This is a genomic window from Undibacterium sp. Jales W-56, from assembly GCF_025548535.1.
Classification (GTDB): Bacteria; Pseudomonadota; Gammaproteobacteria; order Burkholderiales; family Burkholderiaceae_D; genus Undibacterium.
The window spans coordinates 1,071,899-1,095,351 of the sequence record NZ_JAJLQW010000001.1 but is presented as its reverse complement, the minus strand read 5'-3'; the positions used below and the strand labels follow the sequence as shown (position 1 = coordinate 1,095,351).

23 protein-coding genes are annotated in these 23,453 nt (G+C 53.8%); 8 read left to right on the top strand and 15 right to left on the bottom strand.

What is annotated here, in order from left to right; translation table 11 throughout:
- Positions 1 to 124 precede the first annotated feature (124 nt).
- Positions 125 to 670, top strand: coding sequence for a hypothetical protein (locus LPB67_RS04985; protein WP_262835941.1), 546 nt, complete (start codon positions 125 to 127; stop codon positions 668 to 670).
- 124 nt (positions 671 to 794) lie between these two features.
- Here LPB67_RS04985 and pip read toward each other — a convergent pair whose 3' ends face one another.
- The 8 genes from pip to LPB67_RS04945 form a co-directional block, all read right to left on the bottom strand.
- Positions 795 to 1,754 (bottom strand): prolyl aminopeptidase, encoded by a 960-nt coding sequence (gene pip, locus LPB67_RS04980; RefSeq protein WP_262835940.1) that lies wholly within the window; start codon positions 1,752 to 1,754, stop codon positions 795 to 797.
- A gap of 132 nt (positions 1,755 to 1,886) precedes the next feature.
- Positions 1,887 to 2,273, bottom strand: a complete 387-nt coding sequence (crcB, locus tag LPB67_RS04975) for a fluoride efflux transporter CrcB (RefSeq protein ID WP_262835939.1) — start codon at positions 2,271 to 2,273, stop codon at positions 1,887 to 1,889.
- A 39-nt stretch (positions 2,274 to 2,312) separates the two neighbouring features.
- Positions 2,313 to 2,774, bottom strand: coding sequence for a molybdopterin synthase catalytic subunit MoaE (gene moaE / locus LPB67_RS04970; RefSeq protein ID WP_262835938.1), 462 nt, complete (start codon positions 2,772 to 2,774; stop codon positions 2,313 to 2,315).
- Positions 2,775 to 2,779: 5 nt separating this feature from the next.
- Entirely contained in the window at positions 2,780 to 3,037 is a 258-nt protein-coding gene (gene moaD, locus LPB67_RS04965; protein WP_262835937.1) for a molybdopterin converting factor subunit 1, read from the bottom strand.
- A gap of 28 nt (positions 3,038 to 3,065) precedes the next feature.
- Entirely contained in the window at positions 3,066 to 4,307 is a 1,242-nt protein-coding gene (gene glp / locus LPB67_RS04960; RefSeq protein WP_262835936.1) for a gephyrin-like molybdotransferase Glp, read from the bottom strand.
- Positions 4,308 to 4,402: 95 nt separating this feature from the next.
- On the bottom strand, positions 4,403 to 5,284 hold the full coding sequence (locus LPB67_RS04955; RefSeq protein WP_262835935.1) for a PhzF family phenazine biosynthesis protein: 882 nt from the start codon (positions 5,282 to 5,284) through the stop codon (positions 4,403 to 4,405).
- Positions 5,285 to 5,445: 161 nt separating this feature from the next.
- A complete protein-coding gene (gene leuA, locus LPB67_RS04950) occupies positions 5,446 to 7,152 on the bottom strand; it encodes a 2-isopropylmalate synthase (protein ID WP_262835934.1) in 1,707 nt (568 codons plus the stop codon).
- A gap of 520 nt (positions 7,153 to 7,672) precedes the next feature.
- Positions 7,673 to 8,065, bottom strand: coding sequence for a VOC family protein (locus LPB67_RS04945; protein WP_262835933.1), 393 nt, complete (start codon positions 8,063 to 8,065; stop codon positions 7,673 to 7,675).
- Between the two features lie 437 nt (positions 8,066 to 8,502).
- Between LPB67_RS04945 and LPB67_RS04940 the strand changes: the two genes are divergently transcribed.
- A complete protein-coding gene (locus LPB67_RS04940; RefSeq protein ID WP_262835932.1) occupies positions 8,503 to 8,922 on the top strand; it encodes a hypothetical protein in 420 nt (139 codons plus the stop codon).
- Positions 8,923 to 9,042: 120 nt separating this feature from the next.
- On the opposite strand, the gene LPB67_RS04935 is transcribed toward LPB67_RS04940, so the two are convergent.
- Positions 9,043 to 9,690: a 2OG-Fe(II) oxygenase gene (locus tag LPB67_RS04935; RefSeq protein WP_262835931.1), complete on the bottom strand. Its 648-nt coding sequence runs from the start codon at positions 9,688 to 9,690 to the stop codon at positions 9,043 to 9,045.
- A gap of 286 nt (positions 9,691 to 9,976) precedes the next feature.
- Here LPB67_RS04935 and LPB67_RS04930 point away from each other — a divergent pair, with 286 nt between their 5' ends.
- The 4 genes from LPB67_RS04930 (at position 9,977) to LPB67_RS04915 (ending at position 12,823) form a co-directional block, all read left to right on the top strand.
- Entirely contained in the window at positions 9,977 to 10,210 is a 234-nt protein-coding gene (locus LPB67_RS04930) for a DUF1272 domain-containing protein (protein WP_262835930.1), read from the top strand.
- Between the two features lie 95 nt (positions 10,211 to 10,305).
- A complete protein-coding gene (locus LPB67_RS04925; RefSeq protein ID WP_262835929.1) occupies positions 10,306 to 11,220 on the top strand; it encodes an EamA family transporter in 915 nt (304 codons plus the stop codon).
- 2 nt (positions 11,221 to 11,222) lie between these two features.
- Positions 11,223 to 12,173, top strand: coding sequence for a GlxA family transcriptional regulator (locus LPB67_RS04920; protein ID WP_262835928.1), 951 nt, complete (start codon positions 11,223 to 11,225; stop codon positions 12,171 to 12,173).
- 98 nt (positions 12,174 to 12,271) lie between these two features.
- Complete coding sequence (locus LPB67_RS04915) at positions 12,272 to 12,823, top strand: glutaredoxin domain-containing protein (RefSeq protein WP_262835927.1); 552 nt, start codon at positions 12,272 to 12,274, stop codon at positions 12,821 to 12,823.
- 64 nt (positions 12,824 to 12,887) lie between these two features.
- Here the strand turns inward: LPB67_RS04915 and dcd are convergent, their stop codons facing one another.
- The 6 genes from dcd to LPB67_RS04880 all read right to left on the bottom strand — a co-directional run bounded on the left by dcd (position 12,888) and on the right by LPB67_RS04880 (position 19,440).
- Positions 12,888 to 13,454, bottom strand: coding sequence for a dCTP deaminase (gene dcd / locus LPB67_RS04910; protein WP_262835926.1), 567 nt, complete (start codon positions 13,452 to 13,454; stop codon positions 12,888 to 12,890).
- Positions 13,455 to 13,602: 148 nt separating this feature from the next.
- Complete coding sequence (locus LPB67_RS04905; RefSeq protein WP_262835925.1) at positions 13,603 to 14,622, bottom strand: XdhC family protein; 1,020 nt, start codon at positions 14,620 to 14,622, stop codon at positions 13,603 to 13,605.
- A 229-nt stretch (positions 14,623 to 14,851) separates the two neighbouring features.
- A complete protein-coding gene (locus LPB67_RS04900) occupies positions 14,852 to 16,990 on the bottom strand; it encodes a xanthine dehydrogenase family protein molybdopterin-binding subunit (RefSeq protein WP_262835924.1) in 2,139 nt (712 codons plus the stop codon).
- 10 nt (positions 16,991 to 17,000) lie between these two features.
- On the bottom strand, positions 17,001 to 17,468 hold the full coding sequence (locus LPB67_RS04895) for a (2Fe-2S)-binding protein (protein ID WP_262835923.1): 468 nt from the start codon (positions 17,466 to 17,468) through the stop codon (positions 17,001 to 17,003).
- A 115-nt stretch (positions 17,469 to 17,583) separates the two neighbouring features.
- A complete protein-coding gene (locus tag LPB67_RS04890) occupies positions 17,584 to 18,393 on the bottom strand; it encodes a substrate-binding domain-containing protein (protein ID WP_410482697.1) in 810 nt (269 codons plus the stop codon).
- A 153-nt stretch (positions 18,394 to 18,546) separates the two neighbouring features.
- Positions 18,547 to 19,440, bottom strand: coding sequence for a DUF1653 domain-containing protein (locus tag LPB67_RS04880; RefSeq protein WP_316685084.1), 894 nt, complete (start codon positions 19,438 to 19,440; stop codon positions 18,547 to 18,549).
- Positions 19,441 to 19,725: 285 nt separating this feature from the next.
- Between LPB67_RS04880 and LPB67_RS04875 the strand changes: the two genes are divergently transcribed.
- Positions 19,726 to 20,991: an MFS transporter gene (locus LPB67_RS04875; RefSeq protein WP_262835922.1), complete on the top strand. Its 1,266-nt coding sequence runs from the start codon at positions 19,726 to 19,728 to the stop codon at positions 20,989 to 20,991.
- A gap of 176 nt (positions 20,992 to 21,167) precedes the next feature.
- A complete protein-coding gene (locus LPB67_RS04870) occupies positions 21,168 to 23,435 on the top strand; it encodes an OPT family oligopeptide transporter (protein ID WP_262835921.1) in 2,268 nt (755 codons plus the stop codon).
- Positions 23,436 to 23,453 lie beyond the last annotated feature (18 nt).

Genomic DNA, 23,453 nt, shown 5'->3' with positions numbered 1-23,453 from the left:
AGAAGCAATTGGTCCAAATGGTTGATTACTAAGGAAGTTTGGGGCAGCAGAAGCAATTTCAAGCGTATAAAAAAAGAGCCGGCAAGAATAAAATCAACTTTGTTTGCGACAGATCAAAGAGTTTATGGAATTACATCAGATTCACGTACATTATCAGCCTGGACAAGATCGCTTGCTGGCGAAATTTTCATTTAACGACGCCGCGGCAGATCAGGCGCGTCAAGAGATTCGTTGCTTTTTGACGCGTCGGATTACCATGCGTCTGTGGCCCGCAATGCTGGAATCCATGAGTAAGCAAGTGGCGATCAATCAACCCGCGTCGGCGATGTTCAGCAAAGATATTGTGCAGATGGAACATCAATCTTCAGTTGTCCTGCTAGAACAAAATGGCGGTTTCAGCACGCCCTATCAAGAGCAAGTCCAGACCTGGCCGCTGGGTGAAACACCGTTATTGCTGGAGACGATACAGATCCATGTGCAACAGGATCAGCCTATCCAATTTGAATTCGTGCCGCTGACGGACACTGGCTTTAGCATCAATCTGACGCCGGTGGTTCTGCACGCGTTTTGCAAATTGCTGCAAACCGCGGTGACCGAAGCGGATTGGGGGTTTGAATTGGAAATGCCGGTAACAGATCAGAATGCGCTACCGGCGCATCGATTGAATTGAGCGGAGGCGATATTGGATCCAGTTGATAAAGGTCCCACCTAATCAAAACGTGCATATATATTCGGTGCGTGGAACGCACCCCACGCTTGCTGAATTACTTAGCCCGCCAGTACGCAGGCAATCGCTATGAAAATTGCTGGGTGGTTTTAAAATCTTCGGTCGCCTTCACCAGCATACTGCTAATACCCGGCTCCATCGCGGAATGACCAGCATCGCCGATGACATGGTAAGCGGCTTCCGGCCAGGCCTGATGCAGGCGATAGGCCGACCTTGGCGGGCAGATCACATCGTAGCGTCCATGCACGATCACTGCGGGCAAATGACGGATCCTGCCTATCTGCCGGATCAACTGATCCTCTTCCATGAAGGCGCCATGCCGCATGTAATGCGCCTCTAATCGACCGATCCCCAGACTCACTGCATCCGATTCAAAGTCTTCGATGGCTTGCGGCTGAGGCACCAGGAACAGGCAGGAACCCTCATAGCGGCTCCAGTTCCGCGCCGCTTCCATGTAAATCGCCGGATCATCGCAAAACAGGCGTTTTACATACGCCTTCAATAAATCACCGCGCTCTTCACCAGGAATCGCTTCGGCAAAACGCTGATGCACCTCAGGATAAAAATTTCCCATGCCGTTCACGAACCAGTCAACCTCGGCCCTGGTGCACAAGAAAATACCGCGCAAAATAAAACCCAGACAACGCTCGGGGTGCGCTTCGCCATACGCCAGCGCCAGGGTCGAACCCCAGGAGCCGCCGAATACCAGCCATGCGGGAATACCCAGCATTGTGCGGATTTTTTCGATGTCGTCGATCAGGAGCTGGGTCGTATTATTGCGATACTCGCCCAGCGGAGTCGATTTGCCTGCGCCGCGCTGATCGAACAAGACGATGCGATAGTGGGCCGGGTCAAAGAAGCGACGATGGGAAGGCGAGGTGCCGCCACCGGGTCCGCCGTGCAAGAACAGGACGGGCTGTCCATCGGGATTGCCGCATTCCTCCCAATACAGGGTATGCAACTCATCGACCTTCAAGGTGCCGGTCTGGTAAGGTTCAATCGCTGGAAATAAAGTGAAATTCGACATAATTACCTGAAATTTGAGTTCTTACTTCAGCATACGCCTGAATACATACTGGGTAAGAGTATTAAAAATTAACTAGGATATGGTTGCGGATACACGCCTATTTTTGCACATACTCCCCATTAACTCTATTTTTCATGCAGCAGACAAGGCACGCCAGGTCGCAAACCCAGCGAAGCAAAAAATAATCGAGCCGATCAGATGCAAGCCGCTATGCGCCACTGCCCACCCATAATCGCCGCGCTGCAACAAGCTCATCGCTTCGGCAGAAAAGGTCGAAAACGTGGTCAAGCCACCGAGGAAACCCGTCACCAGCAGCAAGCGCCACTCCTGTGACACATGCGGATGTGCCGAAAAAAACGCGACGCAGATACCGATCAGATAGCCGCCGCCGAGATTGGCAATCAGCGTACCGACCGGCACGTGTAAAAACACGGTGTTGAGCGAGACGCCCAGCGCCCAGCGCAGCCAAGCACCGAGCGCAGCGCCTGCCCCCACCGCCAGAAAACCCCATCCATTCATGCAGACTCCTTGCCGGAATTAGTCAAACTCACCGCACGCTCATTTCTCACTGCTGCCCCATTTATGCAAAGCCTGGTCATCCGCGTCGCGCGCATCGACCCAGCGCGCACCTTGCGGGGTTTGTTCTTTTTTCCAAAACGGCGCCTGCGTTTTCAGATAATCCATGATGAACTCGCAGGCCGCAAATGCTTCGCCGCGATGCGCAGAAGCCACCGCGACCAACACGATCTGCTCCAGCGGTTGCAATACACCCACCCGGTGGATCACCAGCGTATCGAGCAATTGCCAGCGCTGTCCTGCCTGCTGCACAATGTCTTCCAGGGATTTTTCTGTCATGCCCGGATAATGCTCAAGCTCCATCGCCTGCACATCGAGACCGTCATTCAGGTCACGCACGAGACCGACAAAACTCACCAGCGCACCGATCGCCGGTTTGCCTGCACGCAGTTTCGCCAGCTCGGCGCTGACATCAAAATCTTCAGTTTGGACAAAAACAGCCATCGTGCTTATCCGCCCGTGACAGGTGGGAAAAACGCGACTTCGCCACCCTCATCAATCAAGGTCGCCGCGTCGGTCATCTGCTGGTTATAGGCCATGCGCAAAGCACGTCCCTCGGCCAAGGCCTCCGCCCAGACATCGCCACGGGCGATCAGCCAGCGGCGCACATCACCGACGGTGTGAACGCTATCGGGCAAGGTCACCAGTTCTTCGGAGGTGGCGAGTTTCTCGCGGATACTGGCAAAAAAACGTAATTGAATTTTCATATACAGAATGCAAAATAACTGCAACAGGTCAAGACATCAGACTCGTAAACGGAATAAAGCGCACCGGGTCACCCGGCGCGATCACCTGCCCCGGCGCCACGTCTATCATGCCATCGCCCCAAACGGTTGAGGTCAGCACCGCCGAACTCTGATTCGCGAACAGGTCAAGGCCGCCATCGGGATTGATTTTGACACGCAAAAATTCATTGCGCCGATCGGGTTTAGTCCAGGCAAAATCAGCCCGCATCACATACGCTTGCGGCTGCACATCCGGCACCCCCTGCAGCGCCAGGATGAAAGGTCGCACGAACAGCAAAAAGGTCACGAAACTGGAGACAGGATTACCCGGCAAGCCGAGGAAGAATGCCGACTTGCCGCCATCGTCGTGGCTGCCCGCGACATAGACTTCGCCAAACGCCAGCGGCTTGCCGGGCTTGACCGCGATCTGCCACATATTCAAACGCCCTTCGGCTTCGACCGCAGGCTTGATGTGATCTTCTTCACCGACCGATACGCCGCCGGAAGTAATGATCAGGTCATGCTCCTGTGCCGCCAGACGCAGGGTATCGCGCGTGGCCTGCAACTGATCCGGTACGATACCGTAGTCGCTAATCTCGCAACCCATGTTTTCCAGCAAACCAGTCAAGGTAAAGCGGTTCGAATTATAGATTGCACCCGGCTTTAAAGGCTCGCCCGGCATCGTTAATTCATCGCCGGTAAAAAACACCGCGACTCTCAGCTTGCGCAAGACCGGCAGTTGCGCCAGCCCCACCGATGCCGCCAGTCCTAATTCTTGCGCACGCAAACGGGTACCGGCAGTCAGGATAGTCGCTCCGGCACGGATATCCTCCCCCTGGCGACGGATCCATTCACCGGCTACCGGCGCATGCGATACGGTCACCATATCGCCCTCGACAAGGCATTGCTCCTGCATCACGACCGCATCGGCACCGGCGGGTATCATCGCCCCGGTAAATATGCGTGCTGCAGTACCCGGCGCCAAAGGATCGGCCATGTGTCCGGCCGGCACCCGTTGCGACACCCGCAAACGCGCATGCCCGCTGACGCAATCGGCGGCGCGCACGGCATAGCCGTCCATCTGCGTATTATCCATAGGCGGCACGTGCAATTGCGATTGCTGCGCCTGTGCCAGCACACGGCCATGCGCCGCCAGGGTCGGCACCTGCTGCGTCCCGCTAATCGGTTTTGCAGCGTTTAATAAAAAATCGAGTGCCTCGGCAACACTCAACATCGGTTTTTTAGTCGTCATAAAGAATCTGTAAGCGGCCCGTCAACTTTGAACAGGCAAGGTAGTCGATGGATGTTCGATGAACTAGATTGTATAACGATCACGCTATTTCTAGGCTAGGGCAGGTTAATCACGCCGCGCCCTATCTCCCGCACCTTGCCACCGACCTTGATCTGGCGCTCTGCGCTGATGTCGAGATACAACTGGCAGGCCCGCTGCACTTGCTCACCCTGAGAGATCGCCAAACTCGCCGGCAAATCCCGTCCATCAGCGATCCACCAGCCGCCCAGATTGGCGCAGGCGGAACCGGTGCCGGGATCCTCATTGACACCGCCGCCCGGCTTGACGAAAAAGTAGCGCGAGATCAGCCGCATGCGTCCGGCACTGGCTTGCGCCACCTCATCGAACGCAAACAGATAGGCGACCCTGCGGCCCAGGCTATTCGGCGGCCACTGCATCAGCTGCGAACCATCCGGCTGGGCGCGCCGCACGGCATCGACTGTTTTAAGCGCAATCAATAACTGATCCGTCCCGGTGTTGATCCACACAGGCTCACCCAATAAATCCTGTTCAGCCAAACCGAAAATACGGGCGACTTGCTGCCCCGATAGCTCGCAAGACAGAACTTGCGGCGCACCGTTAGCGAGTGCGGCAAATGTCCAGATATCTTGCGCCAACCGCACCGCAATCACGCCGGCCTTGCATTCCAGCGTCACGCTGTCCTGTGATTGACCGAAAAGCTCGCTGGCCACATGCGCCGCTCCCAAAGTCGGATGCCCGGCAAACGGCATTTCGGTAGCGCTGGTAAATATCCTCATGCGCGCCGTGGCTTTATCGGACGGCAGAATGAATACCGTTTCAGACAAATTGAATTGCAAAGCCAGCGCCTGCATTTCTGCATCACTCAAGCCTGCCGCCTGTTCAAACACGCATAAAGGATTGCCGCCGAAGGTGGTTTCAGCAAACACATTCAATAGCCGGTAGGAATAACTGCGCATGATCGATTAGCAGAGGGTGATGGAGGTGGCACTCATCATAGCCAAATTTTATATCGATCAAACAGTTCAAACGAAAAATAAGCCTGATATTTGCTACACCAAATCAATTGGCACAGCAAATAACAGGTTTAGCTGCACTCTTAGATGCATTAATTCCCAATTCAAACTACAGCAGCTGCCTCACCGACCTCGGGCGCGACCAACGCTGGCGTCGCCACCCGGCTGCGATTGACCGCACTGATCACGGCCTTGAACGAGGCCCGCACGATATTGCCATCCAAGGCAGCGCCGAACTGGGTCGCACCCTGATCAACGCGCAACTCGACGTAGCAAGCCGCCTGCGCATCGGCACCGGAGCTGATCGCATGTTCGTGATAATCCATGAGTTTGATATTCAATCCCAGCGCATTCACGAACGCATCAATCGGCCCGTTACCCTTACCGCGCAAGGTCGCAGGTTTTCCATGATGCGTAATATCGACTTCGATCTGCACTGACTCGGCCTGCGCCGTATCTTCGCTCATGCGATGACCGACATAAACATACGGTGCGAACTGGTCGAGATATTCACGTTTAAAAATCGCATAGATATCGCTGGAGACAATTTCCTTACCGCTGGCATCGGCCGCAACCTGCACCGCACGGCTGAACTCGATCTGCAAACGACGCGGCAGAGACAAACCGTAATCCTGTTCCAGCAAATACGCCATGCCGCCTTTGCCAGACTGGCTGTTCACGCGAATAACGGCATCGTAGCTGCGGCCGAGATCGGCCGGATCGATAGGCAAATACGGGACTTCCCACAGCCCATCCGGCTTTTGCTGGGCAAACCCTTTTTTGATCGCATCCTGATGCGAGCCGGAGAAGGCGGTGTACACCAGGTCGCCGACATAAGGGTGGCGCGGATGCACCGGCAACTGGTTACAGTCTTCGACACACTGACGCACCAGATCGATGTCGGAAAAATCCAGGCCGGGATGTACGCCCTGGGTATAGAGATTCAAGGCCAAGGTCACCAGATCGACATTGCCGGTGCGCTCGCCGTTGCCGAACAAACAGCCTTCGACCCGATCCGCACCGGCCATCACGGCCAGCTCGGCGGAGGCGACTGCCGTGCCGCGATCATTATGCGGATGCACGCTGATGATGATGGAATCGCGACGCGCCAGTTTGCGATGCATCCATTCGATCTGATCGGCATACACATTCGGCGTGCTCGATTCGACGGTCGACGGCAAGTTGAAAATCATTTTGTTATGCGGCGTCGGCTGCCAGACTTCGGACACCGCATCGCAGACGTTCTTGGAGAAATCGAGTTCGGTCAGACTGAAGGATTCTGGCGAATATTCAAAGCCCCATCTGGTCTCAGGATGTTGCGCGACTAGTTCTTTCACGAGCTTGGTACCGTTGACGGCAATCGCCTTAATCTCCTCACGCGACATGCCAAACACGATGCGGCGGAAGGCCGGTGCGATGGAATTATACAAATGGATAATCGCCTGTTTTGCACCGACCACCGATTCCACGGTGCGACGGATCAATTCATCGCGCGACTGGGTCAGCACGATGATCGTGACATCGTCGGGAATGCGGTTTTCATCGATCAGCTTGCGGACAAAATCAAAATCGGTTTGCGACGCCGACGGAAAACCGACTTCAATTTCTTTCAAACCGATCTGTACCAGCATCTCGAAGAATCGTAATTTTTTCTCAGGGCTCATCGGCTCGATCAAAGCCTGATTACCATCACGCAGATCGGTGCTCATCCAGATCGGCGGACGGGTAATCACTTTGTCTGGCCAGGTACGGTTGGTCAATTGCACGGGTGGAAAGGCGCGGTACTTCGCTGCTGGATTAGTCAACATCATGATGAGTCCTATTATGGTCAATGCGGGTCAATTTTGGTAAAGCGAGAATTTTGAATCGGGGAGAAACTGTTGTGGCACCAGGCTACCTGACGGCCACGGAACACTAGGCCAGGCAACCGGTCGGTAGTGGTAGTAGAGCTAGCGCACGCGCAAAGATCATCACAGCGATGACATCGCCGGAGATGAGCATTACGAGTAGGGACTTAAAGTGCATGTGCCAGCTTTCTACAACTTCGGACTATTTTGTTTGGATTTAGTGCCTGAGCACCGGAGATACAGCAACAGCGAGGGAGAATTACTGAACAGCGCGTAGTAGCGGCGCAGCTAGTAGCAACAGCGCTAGCAGAGTGCCGGCGCCGTGCGATAGAACTGGTAGGGATTGAGATTGTGCGGAATACATGCCACTAATGTAGGCGACGATGCGCCCGGCTGTCAATAGCAGACAGCAACAATGACGGAAATGACTTAGCGCCGCCGCTCTGGCGAAGTGGGGTTGCCAAGTAAGGTTGCTGATCGTTGCTCATGCCGGTTCATGGCAACAAACACAAATCTTATTGCCGTCAGGATCACGAAAATACGCACCGTAATAGTCGGCATGATACTCAGGCCGCAAGCCGGGAGCGCCTTCGCAAATACCGCCAGACACCAAAGCAACATGATAAGCACGCTCAACCGCAGCCCGGTCAGACGCTGACAAAGCGATCATCTGCCCATTGCCCGCCGCAGCAACTTCACCGTTAAAAGGTCGGCCAATCAATAAAAGCGGACGAGCAGCAAACGGAGACATCCAGCCCGCCCAAGGCTTGCCGGGATCGCAAAATTTCAATTGCAAACCCAGTACATCCATCAACGCGGAATAAAACGTAAGTGCTCGTGGAAAATCTGTGATGCCGATGAAGATGTGAGAGGACATGGTTTTAATTTCTTCACGGTTATTCGGGTAACGAGTCTCGTGCGAAATGCATTTGAAATTGATGCTGATTTAATAATTTGTATTTTACTGGTGTAACAATGATCATAAATACTTCAGGAAGCTTGGTCTGCGCATGCACCGCTTCAAGCACTGATCACGTATGCGTTGAATCAGCTGCATAGTGAAAACAATCTATCTAATTACGCAAGTACCTGACATGAATTTCGGTTTACGAGGAATGCGCAATGGTGAAACATATGCTATCAATTACATCACAATCGTGCTCTCGCTGTTAAACTGTATAAAATCAGAACATCAAATGAAGGTCTTACTGGATAAAGGTTTTCAACGATGTAGAGTTAATTTCAACTGATTTAACATTCTGTTAATTTACCATTTGCACATTAAAACAGGTTAGAACTTCCAAGGAGAATTCGATGCCAAGCCTTATGCAGTCCCAAGATTCAGAACGTCTTATCAAGGACCATGAGTACGTTCGCGAGGCAAATGCGCAAAAGGAGTGGCTCAATTGGGTCTTCGCCGTCACCACGATGGGTCTTGCTCTGACTTGTCTTCAATTTAAGTCGCCACAACGTCCTGCGCTCCTATGTTTGTTCATTATTGTTCCAATGTACTGTCACGCCTTCCAAAACATTCCTCCGTCGCTACGTGCTTTGAAGGATCTTAAACGCGAAACAAATGATCCGCGTGTTATTTCAGAATTAAACTATTTACAACACAAGTACCCTGTTTGGAGAGAAATTCCTCGCCACGTGGCATTCTTGACTGCCCCAGCGATCTTCTTCACCGTACTGGTCTTTGGCAATCTCCCACTATTATCTTGGTTCCAAAAGTAAATATGGTGCGCGGAGACGAACCCTAACCGAACAACCCGCTGGACAACTTAAGCGCTACGCACGCCAGCTGCAGGTTATCGTCTACGTTAAAAATACCAACCGAGAAAAACCGTTTTCACCTTACCTCCGCCGAAACCAACCAGCCAGCGATAATCTGTCGCGCGTCGCTGGCAATACCTCATGCAACATGCTCGCGGACAAAAATAGGATCATGCTGCTCGCTTCGGGCGCAATGTCCAGAGACTCTGACTCGTTCAGGTGCAAGCGCAATGCGCCGCCCTGCTCCGTCTGCCAGTCTTGATTCAGGTAAATGACGACCGATATCGTGCGACGGTCATCGTCTTGAAAGCGATCCCGATGTTGCGCGTAGAATGCGCCCGGCGCATAAAAAGCGAAATGGCTTTCGTAATCATCCAAGCCCAGGAACAAATCGCGGTTCAATCGCTGGCGCAACGACTCCATTAACAGCAGATATTGATCGCAGGCCAATGACTGTCCGGCAGTTAACCAACTGATCTGATCACTGCGGAATTGCGCTTCTGTTTTTGCTTGCGTTTGTACATGTGTGTCCGACTTTGCTACGCGCCCCGTCTTGGCAATGCGCAATAGCTTTTGATCGCTCAGTCCCCGACACTCTGCGGCCAATGCCAGGGTTAAATCCGTTCCGAGAAAAATTGCCTGGCGCGCCCAGCCGTGCTCAACGAGATGATTGATTAACTCGTCCGGCATGGTGGATGGCGAGTCATCGTGCTTGAGAGCGATGCTCACTTAATGGCTAACAGCATGGAATTATTTTTCTTTATAGAGATATCGGAAGCGCTCTGAAAGCAATCTGGCGGTGCGTGGCGATGCGAGTTATTTACTGTCCATCAGATTGGTCATGAATCGGTTTACCGATACACGCCAACCCCATAGTAACGTTGATAGCAAGCGGTTTATCCAATCATTTCAACAAATGTCCTAAAACGTCCGCATTTGGTCCCAGTGCGAACAGTTTTTTTCAAATGAGCGTGCTATTCTGGTCGCATCTTCAGCCCTTTATTCAGGAAAAATCATGCTGCAACTGCGCCCGAATTGTGAACACTGCGATTGCGATCTGCCACCGGATTCTCAGGATGCACGCATCTGCAGCTTTGAATGCACGTTTTGCGCAAGCTGTACTGAGCAGGTATACCGTGGCATTTGCCCGAATTGCGGAGGCAATCTGGTGGCACGACCGATTCGGCCTGCGAATAAACTGGCAAACTTTCCGGCCTCGCAAGAGCGGGTACACCGGCGCAAAACCTGATTCATGATTTTGTTGTAAGCTGATTCAAGTCTTTGCCCTGCGACCATCAATGCCATCTTGCTTATTACTCACATCGATTACTTATTTCATTTCCCATGTCTAAAAACGTCCTTAGTACCCGTCATTTATTGACTGCATTGATTGTTGTGTTTTTATGGGGGATGAATTTTGTCGTGATTAAAATTGGTTTGAAAGGGATTCCGCCATTTTTAATGGGCGCATTGCGTTTTATCCTGGTGGCTTTTCCGGCGATCTTGTTTTTGCCGCGCCCTAAGGTGCCATTCAAATTACTGGCTGCGTATGCGTTGACCATCAGTCTCGGACAATTTGCTTTTTTGTTTTCCGCCATGGCGGTCGGTATGCCGGCAGGTTTGGCATCGCTGGTATTACAGGCACAGGCATTCTTTACGGTGGGTCTGTCGGCGCTGGTATTCGGCGACAAACTGCGTCCCAGCAATCTGATCGGGATGTTGGTCGCCAGTGCCGGCCTGATACTTCTGGGCAGCGCGAGTATGGCCAATTCGGCGAGTCAGGTGACTTTATTAGGATTTGTATTGACGATCTGTGCCGCCTTCTCTTGGGCGAGCGGTAATGTGATCAATAAAAAGATTGGTCCGACTGCGGTACTAAGCCTGGTGTCCTGGAGCGCCTTGATTCCCATCATTCCTTTCTTATTGCTGTCGCTTGTTTTCGAGGGCGGCGAGGTGATCGTGCATAGCCTGAGCAATATGAGCTTATCTTCTGCGCTGACGATTGTTTATCTGGCAGTGGCGGCGACCTTGATTGGCTACACTTTATGGGGGCGCTTATTGTCTAGCCTGCCGACGCATATGGTGGCGCCCCTGACCCTGATGGTGCCCGTCATTGGCCTGACCGCTGCCTGGATTTTGCTGGGTGAGGCATTGCGGCCTTTGCAAATCATGGGTGCCTTGATCGTGATGTGCGGCTTGCTGATTAATGTGTTTGGTGCGCGTTTGCTGGACCGTGTCCGCGTCTTATTTGCGACCTGATGATGCGTAAGCAGATGGTGTATTTTTTGCTGTTGCCAGATACGTTACTGATCGATCTGGCGGGTCCTGCAGATGCCTTTTTATTCGCGAACCGTTATCAGCAAGAGATGCGATTTGAGTTGAGATTCATCAGTCCCCTGGAACAAATCATTTGTTCGACGGGACTGCAATTGAGTCCTTTGCTGCCTTTGCCCAGGCAAGTCGAAGCAGACGCGATTATTGTCTTGCCCGGTTTGGTCGGCATGGATTTCCCCTATCAGGAAGAGCATGAGCAAATTTGCATACGCTGGCTGCGTCAGCATGTCAAAACGACGAACCGGCTGGTATGCATCTGCTCAGGAGCGTTGCTGGCGGCGCATGCCGGATTATTGGCGGGTCATGCAGCGACTACCCATCACGATCATTGCCGGGAGCTGGCGCAGATCGACAGCTCTATCCGCGTTGAAGAAAATCGTCTCTACGTCCAGCATGACAATATCAGTACCAGTGCGGGCGTCACCGCGGGAATTGATCTGGCACTGCAACTCATCAGTGAGTTAGCCGGTCCGCTGGCAGCCACCGCGGTGGCGCGCAATATGGTGGTGTATATGCGGCGCGCCGGATCGGATCCGCAACTATCGCCGTGGCTAATGCATCGCAATCATATTCATCCCATCGTGCATAAAGTGCAGGAGGCGATTATCCAGCAACCTGACTATGCATGGAGCCTGCCGTTGCTGGCGACCATCGCCTGCACCAGCACCCGCCATCTGACTCGCTTGTTCAAATCGCATGCGCAGATTTCTGTGCAAGATTACATCAGCAGCCTGCGTCTGTCGCTTGCCAGCAAGTTGCTGACGCAAACCAACTGGCCGATAGAACAGGTCGCGCAGGCAGCGGGCTTCGGCTCCGCCAGACAATTCCGCCGCGTCTGGCGCACGGCTTACGCAGAGCCGCCGGGCGAACATCGCTAAAAAATCTGGCGAACTGAAATCCCCATATCCGCATAAAAATGGACTTGATCCGGACCGGTCTTGCGTTATGATGAGAAAAAATTTACCGGTACTCCGTCATGACCCAAATTTGCCCCAATTGCAGCTACATCCGCAAAGCGTCTGACAACGGCCCTGCCTGGCAATGTCCTGCATGTCAGGTCGTCTATACCAAAGCGGGCGATACCGGCAGCCCTACTTTATTCAAGCCGGTAACCAGCGCAAATAGTGGGGCCAGTGCGGACAGGGATAATTCAGCGCTCTGGAAATGGCTGCTTATTGCGTTCCTGATCAGTGCTGCACTATGGCAGCTCAAACCCATACACAGATTCGCTGGCAAACACAATGCGCACGCTCAGCAAGTGGGCGATAGCAACCAAGCCATGCAACAGCCGGTGGTGATTTTATACGGCACGACCTGGTGCGGTTATTGCGCTGCCGCCCGTGAATTCTTTAAAGCGAATGACATTGCCTATACCGATCTGGATACGGAAAAAACCACAGAGGGTTATGAAGGGCATAAAAAACTAGGCGGTGGCGGCGTCCCTTTAATCGTCATCGATGGCGAAGTCATGCATGGGTATAGCGAGGCCGGCTTGCGCCAGGCGCTGGCGCCGTGGATTAAAAGCTAGAGCAATGCAATTGACGGAACGCGAATGAAAAACCTGCCAGCATGATAGCGGGCAGGCGCTACTGCTAAGCCTTAGGCAACGTCACGCCTTGCTGTCCCTGGTACTTGCCGCCGCGATCTTTGTAAGAGGTTTCGCAAATCTCGTCGCTCTCGAAGAACAAGACCTGGGCGCAGCCCTCGCCTGCATAAATTTTTGCTGGCAGCGGCGTCGTGTTGGAAAATTCCAAAGTCACGTAACCTTCCCATTCAGGCTCGAACGGCGTCACGTTCACAATGATGCCGCAACGGGCATAGGTCGATTTACCCAGGCAGATGGTCAGTACACTGCGTGGAATGCGGAAGTATTCCACGGTCCTGGCCAGGGCAAATGAATTGGGCGGAATGATGCACACATCGCCTTTAAAATCCACGAAGGATTTTTCATCAAAATTCTTGGGATCGACGATCGTGCTGTTGATATTCGTAAAAATCTTGAATTCATCGGCACAGCGGATGTCGTAACCGTACGACGAGGTCCCGTAGCTGACGATTTTCTCTTCGCCGCGGGTACGAACCTGGCCCGGTTCGAAAGGCTCGATCATGGCGTGCTCTTGCGCCATGCGGCGTATCCATTTGTCTGCTTTGATGCTCATATTCTCTACCTTAGTGAAGGGCGTCTTCCTCGCTGGATCAGAAAAACCGCCTTGTTGCATTTTCGGTGAGATTTTACGCGAATTTGCGTTGAAAAATTCGGTTTTTAGCAGAAGTTTTAAATTCCGATGACAACACGAGCTACCCGGCTCACACCCCGCAAACAGGTGCTGCCGGTAATTGCAATGCGACTTTTTTCGCATGTTCGACCTGTACTTCAAGCGGCAAATGAATATTATTTTTCACCGCGGTCAGCTCGGCGAGGATAGAGATCGCGATCTCGGCAGGCGTTTTGCTGCCGATATACAAACCGATCGGGCCGTGGAGTTTGGCCAGTTCGGCATCTGTCACAGCGAATTCCTTAAGACGCTCGCGGCGTTTGGCGTTGTTCGATCTGGAGCCGATGGCGCCGACATAAAACGCCTCCGATTTGAGCGCTTCCATCAAAGCGAGATCGTCTAATTTGGGATCATGGGTCAGCGCGACGACGGCGCTGCGGCTGTCTAATCGCATCTCGATCACCAGATCGTCCGGCATCGCATGCACGACTTGCACGCCGTCGACTTGCCAACCGGCCCGGTATTCCTCGCGCGGATCGCAGACGGTGACGTGATAATCCATCCCGACCGCGATGCTCGCCAAAAAGCGCGATAATTGCCCGGCCCCGATGATCAGCAAGCGCCAGCGCGGACCGTGGATGGTGGTGAGTGCGGTAGTGGAAATCTGCAGGCTCATGCCGGAACTGGCCTGATCGAGCCGCACTTCGCCGGTGCGCAAATCGAGCCGGCGGGCCAGCAATTGATGTTGGCCCAGACGCTGCAGTAATTCTGCGATACGGCTATGTGCCGATATAGGTTCGAGCGCCAGTTGCAGGGTGCCGCCGCAGGGCAGGCCAAAGCGATGCGCTTCGTCGGCGGTGATGCCGTAGGTGACGATTTCAGGCAGGGTTCTTTGTATGCCTTCGTTCCTGACCCGCTCGATCAAATCGTCTTCGATACAGCCGCCGGAAACCGATCCCACCACTTGTCCATCTTCGCAAATGACCAGCATCGCCCCTTCCGGACGCGGGCTGGATCCCCAGGTTTTGATGACCGTCACCAGTTGGCATTTCAACCCGGCTTGCGTCCAGCGATCACATGCTTTGAGTACTTCTAAATCGATGCTATCCATGATGACTCAGCTAGATACCGCAGTATTGAAGCGGCTTGCAGGTCAAAAATGCTCTGCAAGCCGCATGAATACTGCGTGGTTATTGATGACAACTTCTAAAAATACCGGCGCAGGGATGACGACTTTACGTTGACGGTTTAACTGAACGGCATTAGGCCCACTGACACCTATTTGCAACAATTCTCCTTGCGTTGCCTGCTTAATCGCAAGGAGAATTTTTACCAAAGCATCACGCCCTGGCGATTTTTTCCGGCGTCAGCGGCAAGCTGCGCACACGCTTGCCCGTGGCCGCAAACAAGGCGTTCGCTACCGCCGGCCCGATCAAGGCGGTGGCAGGTTCGCCGATGCCGCCCGGTTTTTCCTTGCTTTGCACCAGCGTGACATTGATCTTCGGCATCTCATTCATGCGCAAGATCGGGTAGTTATGGAAATTGGTTTGCTGAACGCGACCATCCACCAGCGTCACCTCGCCATACAAAGCCGCCGTCAAACCGAAGGCGATGCTCGATTGAATCTGCGCTTCGACCGTATCCGGATTGACCATGTGCCCAAGATCCGCAACCACGGTGACTTTATGCACTTTGATCTCATGCGCTTTATTGACCGAGATCTCGGCGATTTGTGCCATGTAGGTGTCGTAGCCTTCCATCAACGCGATGCCCTGTTTGTGCCCGGCTGGCAAAGGTTTGCCCCAGCCTGCCTTGGCCGCCGCCTGCTTCAGGACATTCGCAAAACGCGGCTGCTTGTCCAGTAGCGACATGCGATAGGTGTAAGGATCCTTGCCCGCCGCCTTGGCCATTTCATCGACAAAGCTCTCATTCGGGAAAGCATTCAAAGCATGGCTGACTGAACGCCAGTAACCGACCCGCAAACCTGCATCGTGGATGACCATATCCTGCGTCATATTCGGAATATCGTAGGGTACGACTGAGGCTTCCGCCATGAAAGGATCAAGCGTATCTTTCGGCAAGCCGAAGGCACGCTGGGTTATTGATTGCGAGGTCAGTTCAAACTTCAGGCCGACTGGTTTACCGCTCGCATCCAATCCTGCCGACAGGCGATTCAGCGCCATAGGGCGATAAAAATCATGGGTCGTGTCATCTTCGCGAGTCCACAATAATTTGACCGGCTTACCGACCGCCTTGGAAATTTGTGCGGCCTGCACGATAAAATCCAGCTCCAGGCGACGACCAAAACCTCCGCCGAGGAAGGTGGTTTTCAGGGTGATGTCTTCAGGCTTAATTCCCAGCGCGGCAGCGACCGCGCCTTGTGCGCCCTGCTGGAATTGCGTCGGCCCGATCAGCAGGCATTTACCGTCTTTAAAATCGGCGGTAAAGTTCATCGGCTCCAGCGTCGCATGCGCCAGCAACGGCGAGCTGTATTCGGCCTGCAGCGTTTTTGCGGCACCCTTGATCGCGGCATCGACATCGCCGCCGGTCTTCTTGATATTGATCTTTTTGCCGCTCGCTGAGGCAGCCCGGATGCCTTCCATCATAGTGGCATTATTGATCTTGGCGACGCTACCTTCATCCCACTGCACGATCAGGGTTTCACGGGCCTTTTTGGCTCGCCAGTAGCTGTTCGCGACAACCGCAACACCGTCAGGAATTTGTACCACGTCAATCACGCCAGGCATGCTGCGCGCTTTGGTCGCGTCGACACTTTTCACGGTGCCGCCAATCACCGGGCATTGTTCGAGCGACGCATACACCATGCCCGGCAAGGTCACATCAATACCGTATTGGGTTTTGCCATTGACTTTGTTCGGGGTATCGAGACGCCTGGTCGCTTTGCCGATGATCTTAAAGTCTTTGGGGTCTTTCAACACCACGTCTTTAGGTACCGGTAATTTCGCCGCTGCCGCTGCTAGTTCGCCATAGCTGGCCTGCTTGCCATCAGGACCGTTGACCATGCCGTTGGCGGTCGTCAATTTACTGGCATCAACACCCCATTTTTGCGCTGCGGCAGATACCAGCATCATCCTGACCTGGGCACCGCCGATACGCAGCTTTTCCCAGGCATCGCGCACCGATGTGGAGCCGCCGGTGATCTGTGCGCCCAGCAAAGCATTCACGTACACCGCATCCGGCGGCGCAATATCGACCTTGATTTTTTTCAGATCGACATCGAGTTCTTCGGCGATCAACATCGGCATCGATGTATAGACCCCCTGCCCCATCTCGGAACGGGCCGAGATCAAAGTAATCGTATTGTCGTCGGCAATATGCACCCAGGCATTCGGCGTATATACGGTGCCGGCCGCTTGCGCTTCGCTGACCCCGACTGCAGCAGGCAAGCTGATACCCATCATCAGGCCGCCGCCAGCCAGTGCGGAAGTTTTAAGAAAATCGCGTCTTGTCGTTGTCATGGCGCGCTCCTTAAGCTGTCTTACGCATTTCGGCTGCGGCAGACTTGATCGCAGCGCGAATACGGTTGTAGGTGCCACAGCGGCAGATGTTGCCGCTCATGGCGTTGTCGATATCGGTATCGCTAGGATTTTTGTTCGAGGCGAGCAAGGCGGCGGCACTCATCAACTGACCCGACTGGCAATAACCGCATTGCGGTACATCATGCGCAATCCAGGCCTTTTGCAATACATGGGTATTGTCCGCAGACAGCGACTCCACCGTAGCGACTTTTTTGCCGGCAACCGAAGACACAGGGGTCTGACAAGAACGTATCGGCACGCCATCGAGATGCACGGTACAAGCGCCGCACAAGGCAGCACCGCAGCCGAATTTAGTTCCCGTCAGACCGAGTTCATCGCGAATCACCCACAGTAGCGGCGTGTCCACTTCGGAACTGGACGATACTGACTTGCCATTGATATTGAAACCGATACCCATCTTTGTCTCCCTGATTTGTTTTGTGTCAACTTGACCCGTTTTAGTACGGCACATCTACTGCGAATACACGCATTTACAACAATACCCAATGAAAACCGGATTCTTCCCGTCGTCGCTACTTCTTGTACGACGGGAAAAACAATTGCTGCCCATCGACTTTAAATTCGGCAATTTTCTTTTGTCCCTCAGCCGAGGTCATCCACTCAATCAGCGCATTCGCACCACGAAAATTGATGTCCTTGTATTTGGCTGGATTGACCGCGATGATGCCGTAGGGGTTGAACATTTTGGGGTCGCCTTCCACCAATACTGCCAGGCCGGTTTTCGCTTTATACGCACCGTAAGTCGCCCGGTCCGTCAGCGTGTAAGCTTGTAATTGCGCTGCCATCGTCAATACCTCGCCCATACCCAGACCTGCGGAGACATAGGCGCTGCCGGCGGGCTTAGTACCCGCTTCTTTCCAATACGCCTGCTCCATCTGGTCGGTGCCGGAATTATCTCCCCGGGAAATAAATTTTGCTTTGGCCGTCGTGATTTTGCGCAAGGCCGCCACCACATCGCGACTGGCTTTGACGCCTGCCGGATCCTCGACCGGTCCGACAATGATGAAATCGTTATACATCACATCGCGCCGATTCACCCCGTGCCCGTCGGCTATAAATTTATCCTCCGCCGCCCGCGCATGCACCAGCGTCACATCGACATCACCGTTTTTCGCCAGCTCCAGGGCTTTTCCCGTTCCGACCGAAATCACCTGGACTTTAGTATGTGACCTGCTTTCGAACTCCGGCAATATTGCCTTAAGCAAACCCGAATTCTCGGTACTGGTCGTTGTCGAAAGTCGCACTACCTCTTGCGCGCTGACCGACAAACAAACCTGCATCAGGGAAAAAAGTAGTGCCGGGGCCAGACGTGTTTTCAACATAGAAGTTTTCGGTAAAAAGTAAAGGAGGAAAAACAAGATTTTCATTCTCGCATGTTTTGCTGTCGCCTGATTTTGTTAAGGACAGTGCAAGTCATTAAACGCATTCTGCATTCTGACACCGGCATGCCGCTGCCGCTAACGAAAAATCTTCATCTATTTTCCCGGTTCATTACCCTCTTCGAGCAAGGTAAATCTCGGTGTCATGACGCCATTCAAGTCAATTTTCTCAAAAAACACTTCGCGATTACGGGTCCAGACACTGCCGTTTTGCGCACGATAGACCACCACTGGCGTCAGGTCAGCCTCGTGGATGGCCTCGCAAATGAATTCATAAATCCCGCCTTTGTAATGGCGATAGCGTTGTGACTGATGATTTTTAGTGCCAGATGATGGATGCCTGATCTCGATCCCGGCCGGACTGCTTACCGGTTTGGTTGTGAGTTTTTTTAAGTAAGCAGGTACCTTGGCTGCTGTCAGCTTATTGATTTCCTGCAGCAAGCGCGGATCGACTTGCAGGATATCGTAATCCTTGCGCAATTTCTCGGCGATGCGCAGCAATAAATGCGCGGACACTTCCGCATCCGCTTCTGCCCGGTGCGCCGCGCCATGAAAGCGAATGCCCAGACTCGACGCCAGTCGTCCCAGCGAATAACTGCTCAAACCTGGAAACATCCTGCGCGACAATTTGACGGAACAGACCACGCCGTCGTAACTGGGCCACAAACCCAGGCGATCGCTCTCTGCCTGCAAAAATTTTTCATCGAAGCTGGCATTGTGGGCGGCCAAAGTATCGTTGCCGATGAATTCGACCAGCTCCGGGATCACTTCCGACGCGGGCGGTGCCTTATTCAGCATCGCTTGTGTGATGCCGGTTAATTCAGTAATGAACGGCGAAATCCGGATATGACAATTGACCAGCGACACATAGCGATCGACGATCTGGTTGCCTACAATGCGTAAGGCCGCGACCTCGGTGACGCGCCCACCTTGCTCGGGACTCATGCCGGACGTCTCAAAGTCAAGCATGACTATCGGTTTTTCAAACATCTTTTTTACCTGTTTTACCTATTCTTGGGGAACTAATTTTTTGCTCTGCACTCCATCTTTCGGGATAAAAATCTGTGTAAGATGCATAAGCTGATTCACTCATTGTAAACCGTGTGATGAGCGGCGTGATTCTGAGAGTTTTAAAACACCTCATTCTGCCGCCGGTGCCATTGCAGTATCTCAAAATTCCTTGATAAAGATAGTCCATCAGGCGTCAGGCAATCGCCTGATGAGTATGTGCATTACATTCACGCGATGTACTGCAATAAAAAAATGATAAAAACTTTGCTAGACAAATTAAATCTCCATCCGAAAGATCTGCTGCGCGACCTAGTCTATCGTCGCTTGTGGACATCGATCCTGATCAGTTCGTTCGGTGCGCAGGTCACGATGCTGGCCTTGCCGCTGACCGCGGCCGTGCTGATGCATGCGAGTCCGACGCAAATGGGCGTGCTGACTTTCATGGAAACCCTGCCCTTTGTGCTACTGTCCCTGCCTTCAGGCGTATGGCTGGACCGGGTGCGTAAATTGCCGGTGTATTTTGTTGGCGAGACCTTGCTGGCGATCGCTGTTGCCAGCGTGCCTTTGGTCTGGTGGCTGGGGTCGCTGACGATGTTCTGGCTGTATATGGTCGGCTTTGTGATCGGCGCGGTCAACACGACTGCGGGAACTGCCGCGCAAATCGTGCTGACCCAGATCGTCCCGAGAGAACGCCTGATTGAGGCGCATGCAAAAAATGCCCTGGCGACCTCGGGCGCAGAAGTCGCCGGTCCGGCCGCAGCCGGCGGCCTGATCAACCTGATGGGTGCGCCGCTGGCGCTATTGACGGACGCGTTGCTATTGCTGAGTTCCGCCGGTATTTTGCGCGGCATTGAGATCAAGGAAGTGCGTCCGGTCAGAGAAGACGCGCATTTCTGGCGCGATCTGAAGGCAGGCATCAGCTTTGTCTCGAATAAACGCCTGCTCATCGTCCTGGCATTGACGGTCGGCGGCTGGCAGCTTTGCTACAACGCGGCGTTGGTCGTGCAAATCCTGTTTGCCACGCGCCTGCTGGGTTTATCCGAACAGGCGGTTGGCCTGAGTTATATGGGCATGGGCATCGGCACTGTGATCGCGAGTATTTATGGCAATCGCATCAGCCGCGACATCGGACCCGGGCCTTGCATGGTACTGGGGATCGCGATCTGTGCGGTGGGCTGGTCTTTGCTGGCGATTGCGCCCTTGAATCATTGGGGCATCGCCGCCTTCGCGTTTATGCTGATTTGTTTTTCGATCGGCGGCGTGCTGATTTTTATTAATTTCCTGGCCTTGCGTCAGGCCGTGACGCCTGAACCCATGCTGGGACGCATGACGTCCACCATGCGCTGGCTGATTTTGCTACCCGCTGGTCCCGGTGCCCTGATCGGCGGCTGGATGGGCGAGCATCTCGGCTTGCGCTACTCGCTGGGCTTTGCCGGTCTTGGCGCGCTGCTGCTTACCCTCATTGCCTGGCGCAATCCCATCATTCGCGGCATCACAGTGTTGCCAAATTTAAACAGGCAAGAAGTTTAAATCCCGGTCTATGCCCTGTAAGCCGCTACGCCCTTGCGCAGCGCGAGCAATTCACCGCATAATGCCCGATTAGCAAATAGTCTATGGCAATAAGCAAACAGACTGTTACTGACTACTCATGCCTGCGGCACACAATGCCTGCCAGCTTACTTTTGACTAAACACAAGGTACAACAAATGCCAAAAGAATTGTCATCAACCGCTTTGAAGCCCGCATTCAAGCCCTACATCCCCGCTTCGGCCAAGCTTCCTGAATTGAGTGTTCGTGCCCTGCTGATGGGCGTCATCCTCGGCATGATCTTCGGTGCTTCATCGCTGTATCTGGTTTTAAAAGTAGGTCTGACCGTCAGTGCCTCGATCCCGGTAGCCGTGATTGCGATCACCCTGTTCCGCCTGACTCAAAAGCTGGGCGGTAAAGATTCCACGATTCTTGAAAATAATATTACCCAGACCGCCGGCTCTGCCGGTGAGTCGATTGCGTTTGGTCTCGGCGTCACGATGCCGGCGATACTGATCCTGGGTTTTGACCTGGAAATCTGGCGCGTCATGCTGGTTGGCGTACTCGGTGGTTTGCTGGGCATTTTGCTGATGATTCCTATGCGTCGCGCGCTGATCGTCGAGCAACACGGCATCCTGAAATATCCGGAAGGCACGGCCTGCGCTGAAGTCCTGAAAGCGGCTGCCGACCAAAGCTCGCGTGAAGCCGCCGGCGAAGCCAACAATCCGAACGCCCATGCAGAAGCCGCGAACCGCGCAAAAATTATTTTCGGCGGCTTTGCCGTCGGCCTGGTCTACAAAATCGTCAACGTCGCTCTGCGCGGCTGGAAAGATACGCCGGAAGCCACCTTCGGCGCGCCGCTCAAGGCAGGTTCGATCGGCGCCGAGATTTCTCCAGAGCTGTTGGGTGTCGGCTACGTCATCGGCCCACGTATCGCAGCGACCATGGCTGCCGGCGGCGTGATGTCTTACCTGTTGCTGATTCCGATGATCAAATTCTTCGGCGATGCGCTGAGCGTGCCGGTTAGTCCGGGCACCAAACTCATCAGCGAAATGAGTCCTGGCAATATCCGCAGTGCCTATATCCTGTACATCGGCGCCGGCGCAGTGGCGGCTGGCGGACTGATCAGCCTGTTGCGCGCCATGCCAACCATCTGGCGCAGCCTGACTGCGGGCTTATCCGGCATGCGCAACACCGCAAACACGGTGCAATCGACATTGCGTACCGACAATGATATCCCGATGAAATGGGTCATCATCGGCGCACTGACCATCATCGCGATCATCACCGCAGCGACGCCCTTGCACATGAACTTCCTCGGTGCGCTGCTGATTCTGGTATTCGGCTTCCTGTTCGCCACAGTATCGTCCCGCCTGACCGGTGAAATCGGTTCATCCTCGAATCCTATCTCCGGCATGACCGTCGCGACCCTGCTGTTCACTTGCCTGATTTTCCTGATCATGGGCTGGACCGGCGGTCAATACTACGTTACCGCTTTATCGGTCGGTGCGATCGTCTGTATCGCTTCGAGTAACGCCGGTTCTACGTCACAAGACTTGAAAACCGGCTATCTGGTCGGCGCGACGCCGCGCCTGCAGCAGTTCGCGATTCTGGCTGGCGCGCTGACCTCGGCCTTGATCCTCGGCCCTATCCTGCTGAAGCTGAACGAGAGCGCAACCACCTTCGTGCCAGCCGCTCAAGTCGCACCCAACCTGACCACCGACGCCAACAAGCTCAGCAGCACCATGCAACTGAGCGGCCCGCAGGCGGATACCGACAAAGCCACGTATAAAGTCTGGCAGAAGAGCGACACCGTCGGCGGTCCTGCCGGCAAATACCTGGTCGATCAAAGCGGCAAAGTCATGTACATGGTCGACCCGGGCATCAACGGTACTTATACCGACCTGCCGGACGGCACCAAGGTCAAGAAATTCGATGCGCCAAAAGCCGTACTGATGTCCTACATCATCAAGGGCATCCTGGATCAGCAATTGCCGTGGACCCTGGTCATCTTCGGCGTGATGATTGCAGTCATACTGGAAATGGCGGGCATCCCATCGCTTGCCTTTGCGGTCGGCGTGTATCTGCCGCTGTCCTCATCAGCACCGCTGTTCATCGGCGGCATGATTCGCTGGCTGGTCGATCGCCGCAATAACAAACTCGACCACAACAAGAACATGACAGAAGAAGAAAAACAGGCGGCGGGCGACAGCAGCGCCGGCGTCTTGCTGTCATCCGGTTATATTGCAGGTGGCGCACTGGCCGGTATCGTGATCGCATTCAGCGCAGGTATTCTGACGAATTTCGATAAATCGGTGAATGATTGGGCGGTAGCGCATAATCCCTTCTTCGAAGGCATTAACGCGAATGCCTTGTCGATGATCCCGTATGCACTGATCGTGTTGCTGCTGTACTTTGTAGCACGCGAAAAGAAACCTGTTGAATAAACTGGATTACTGGATCTA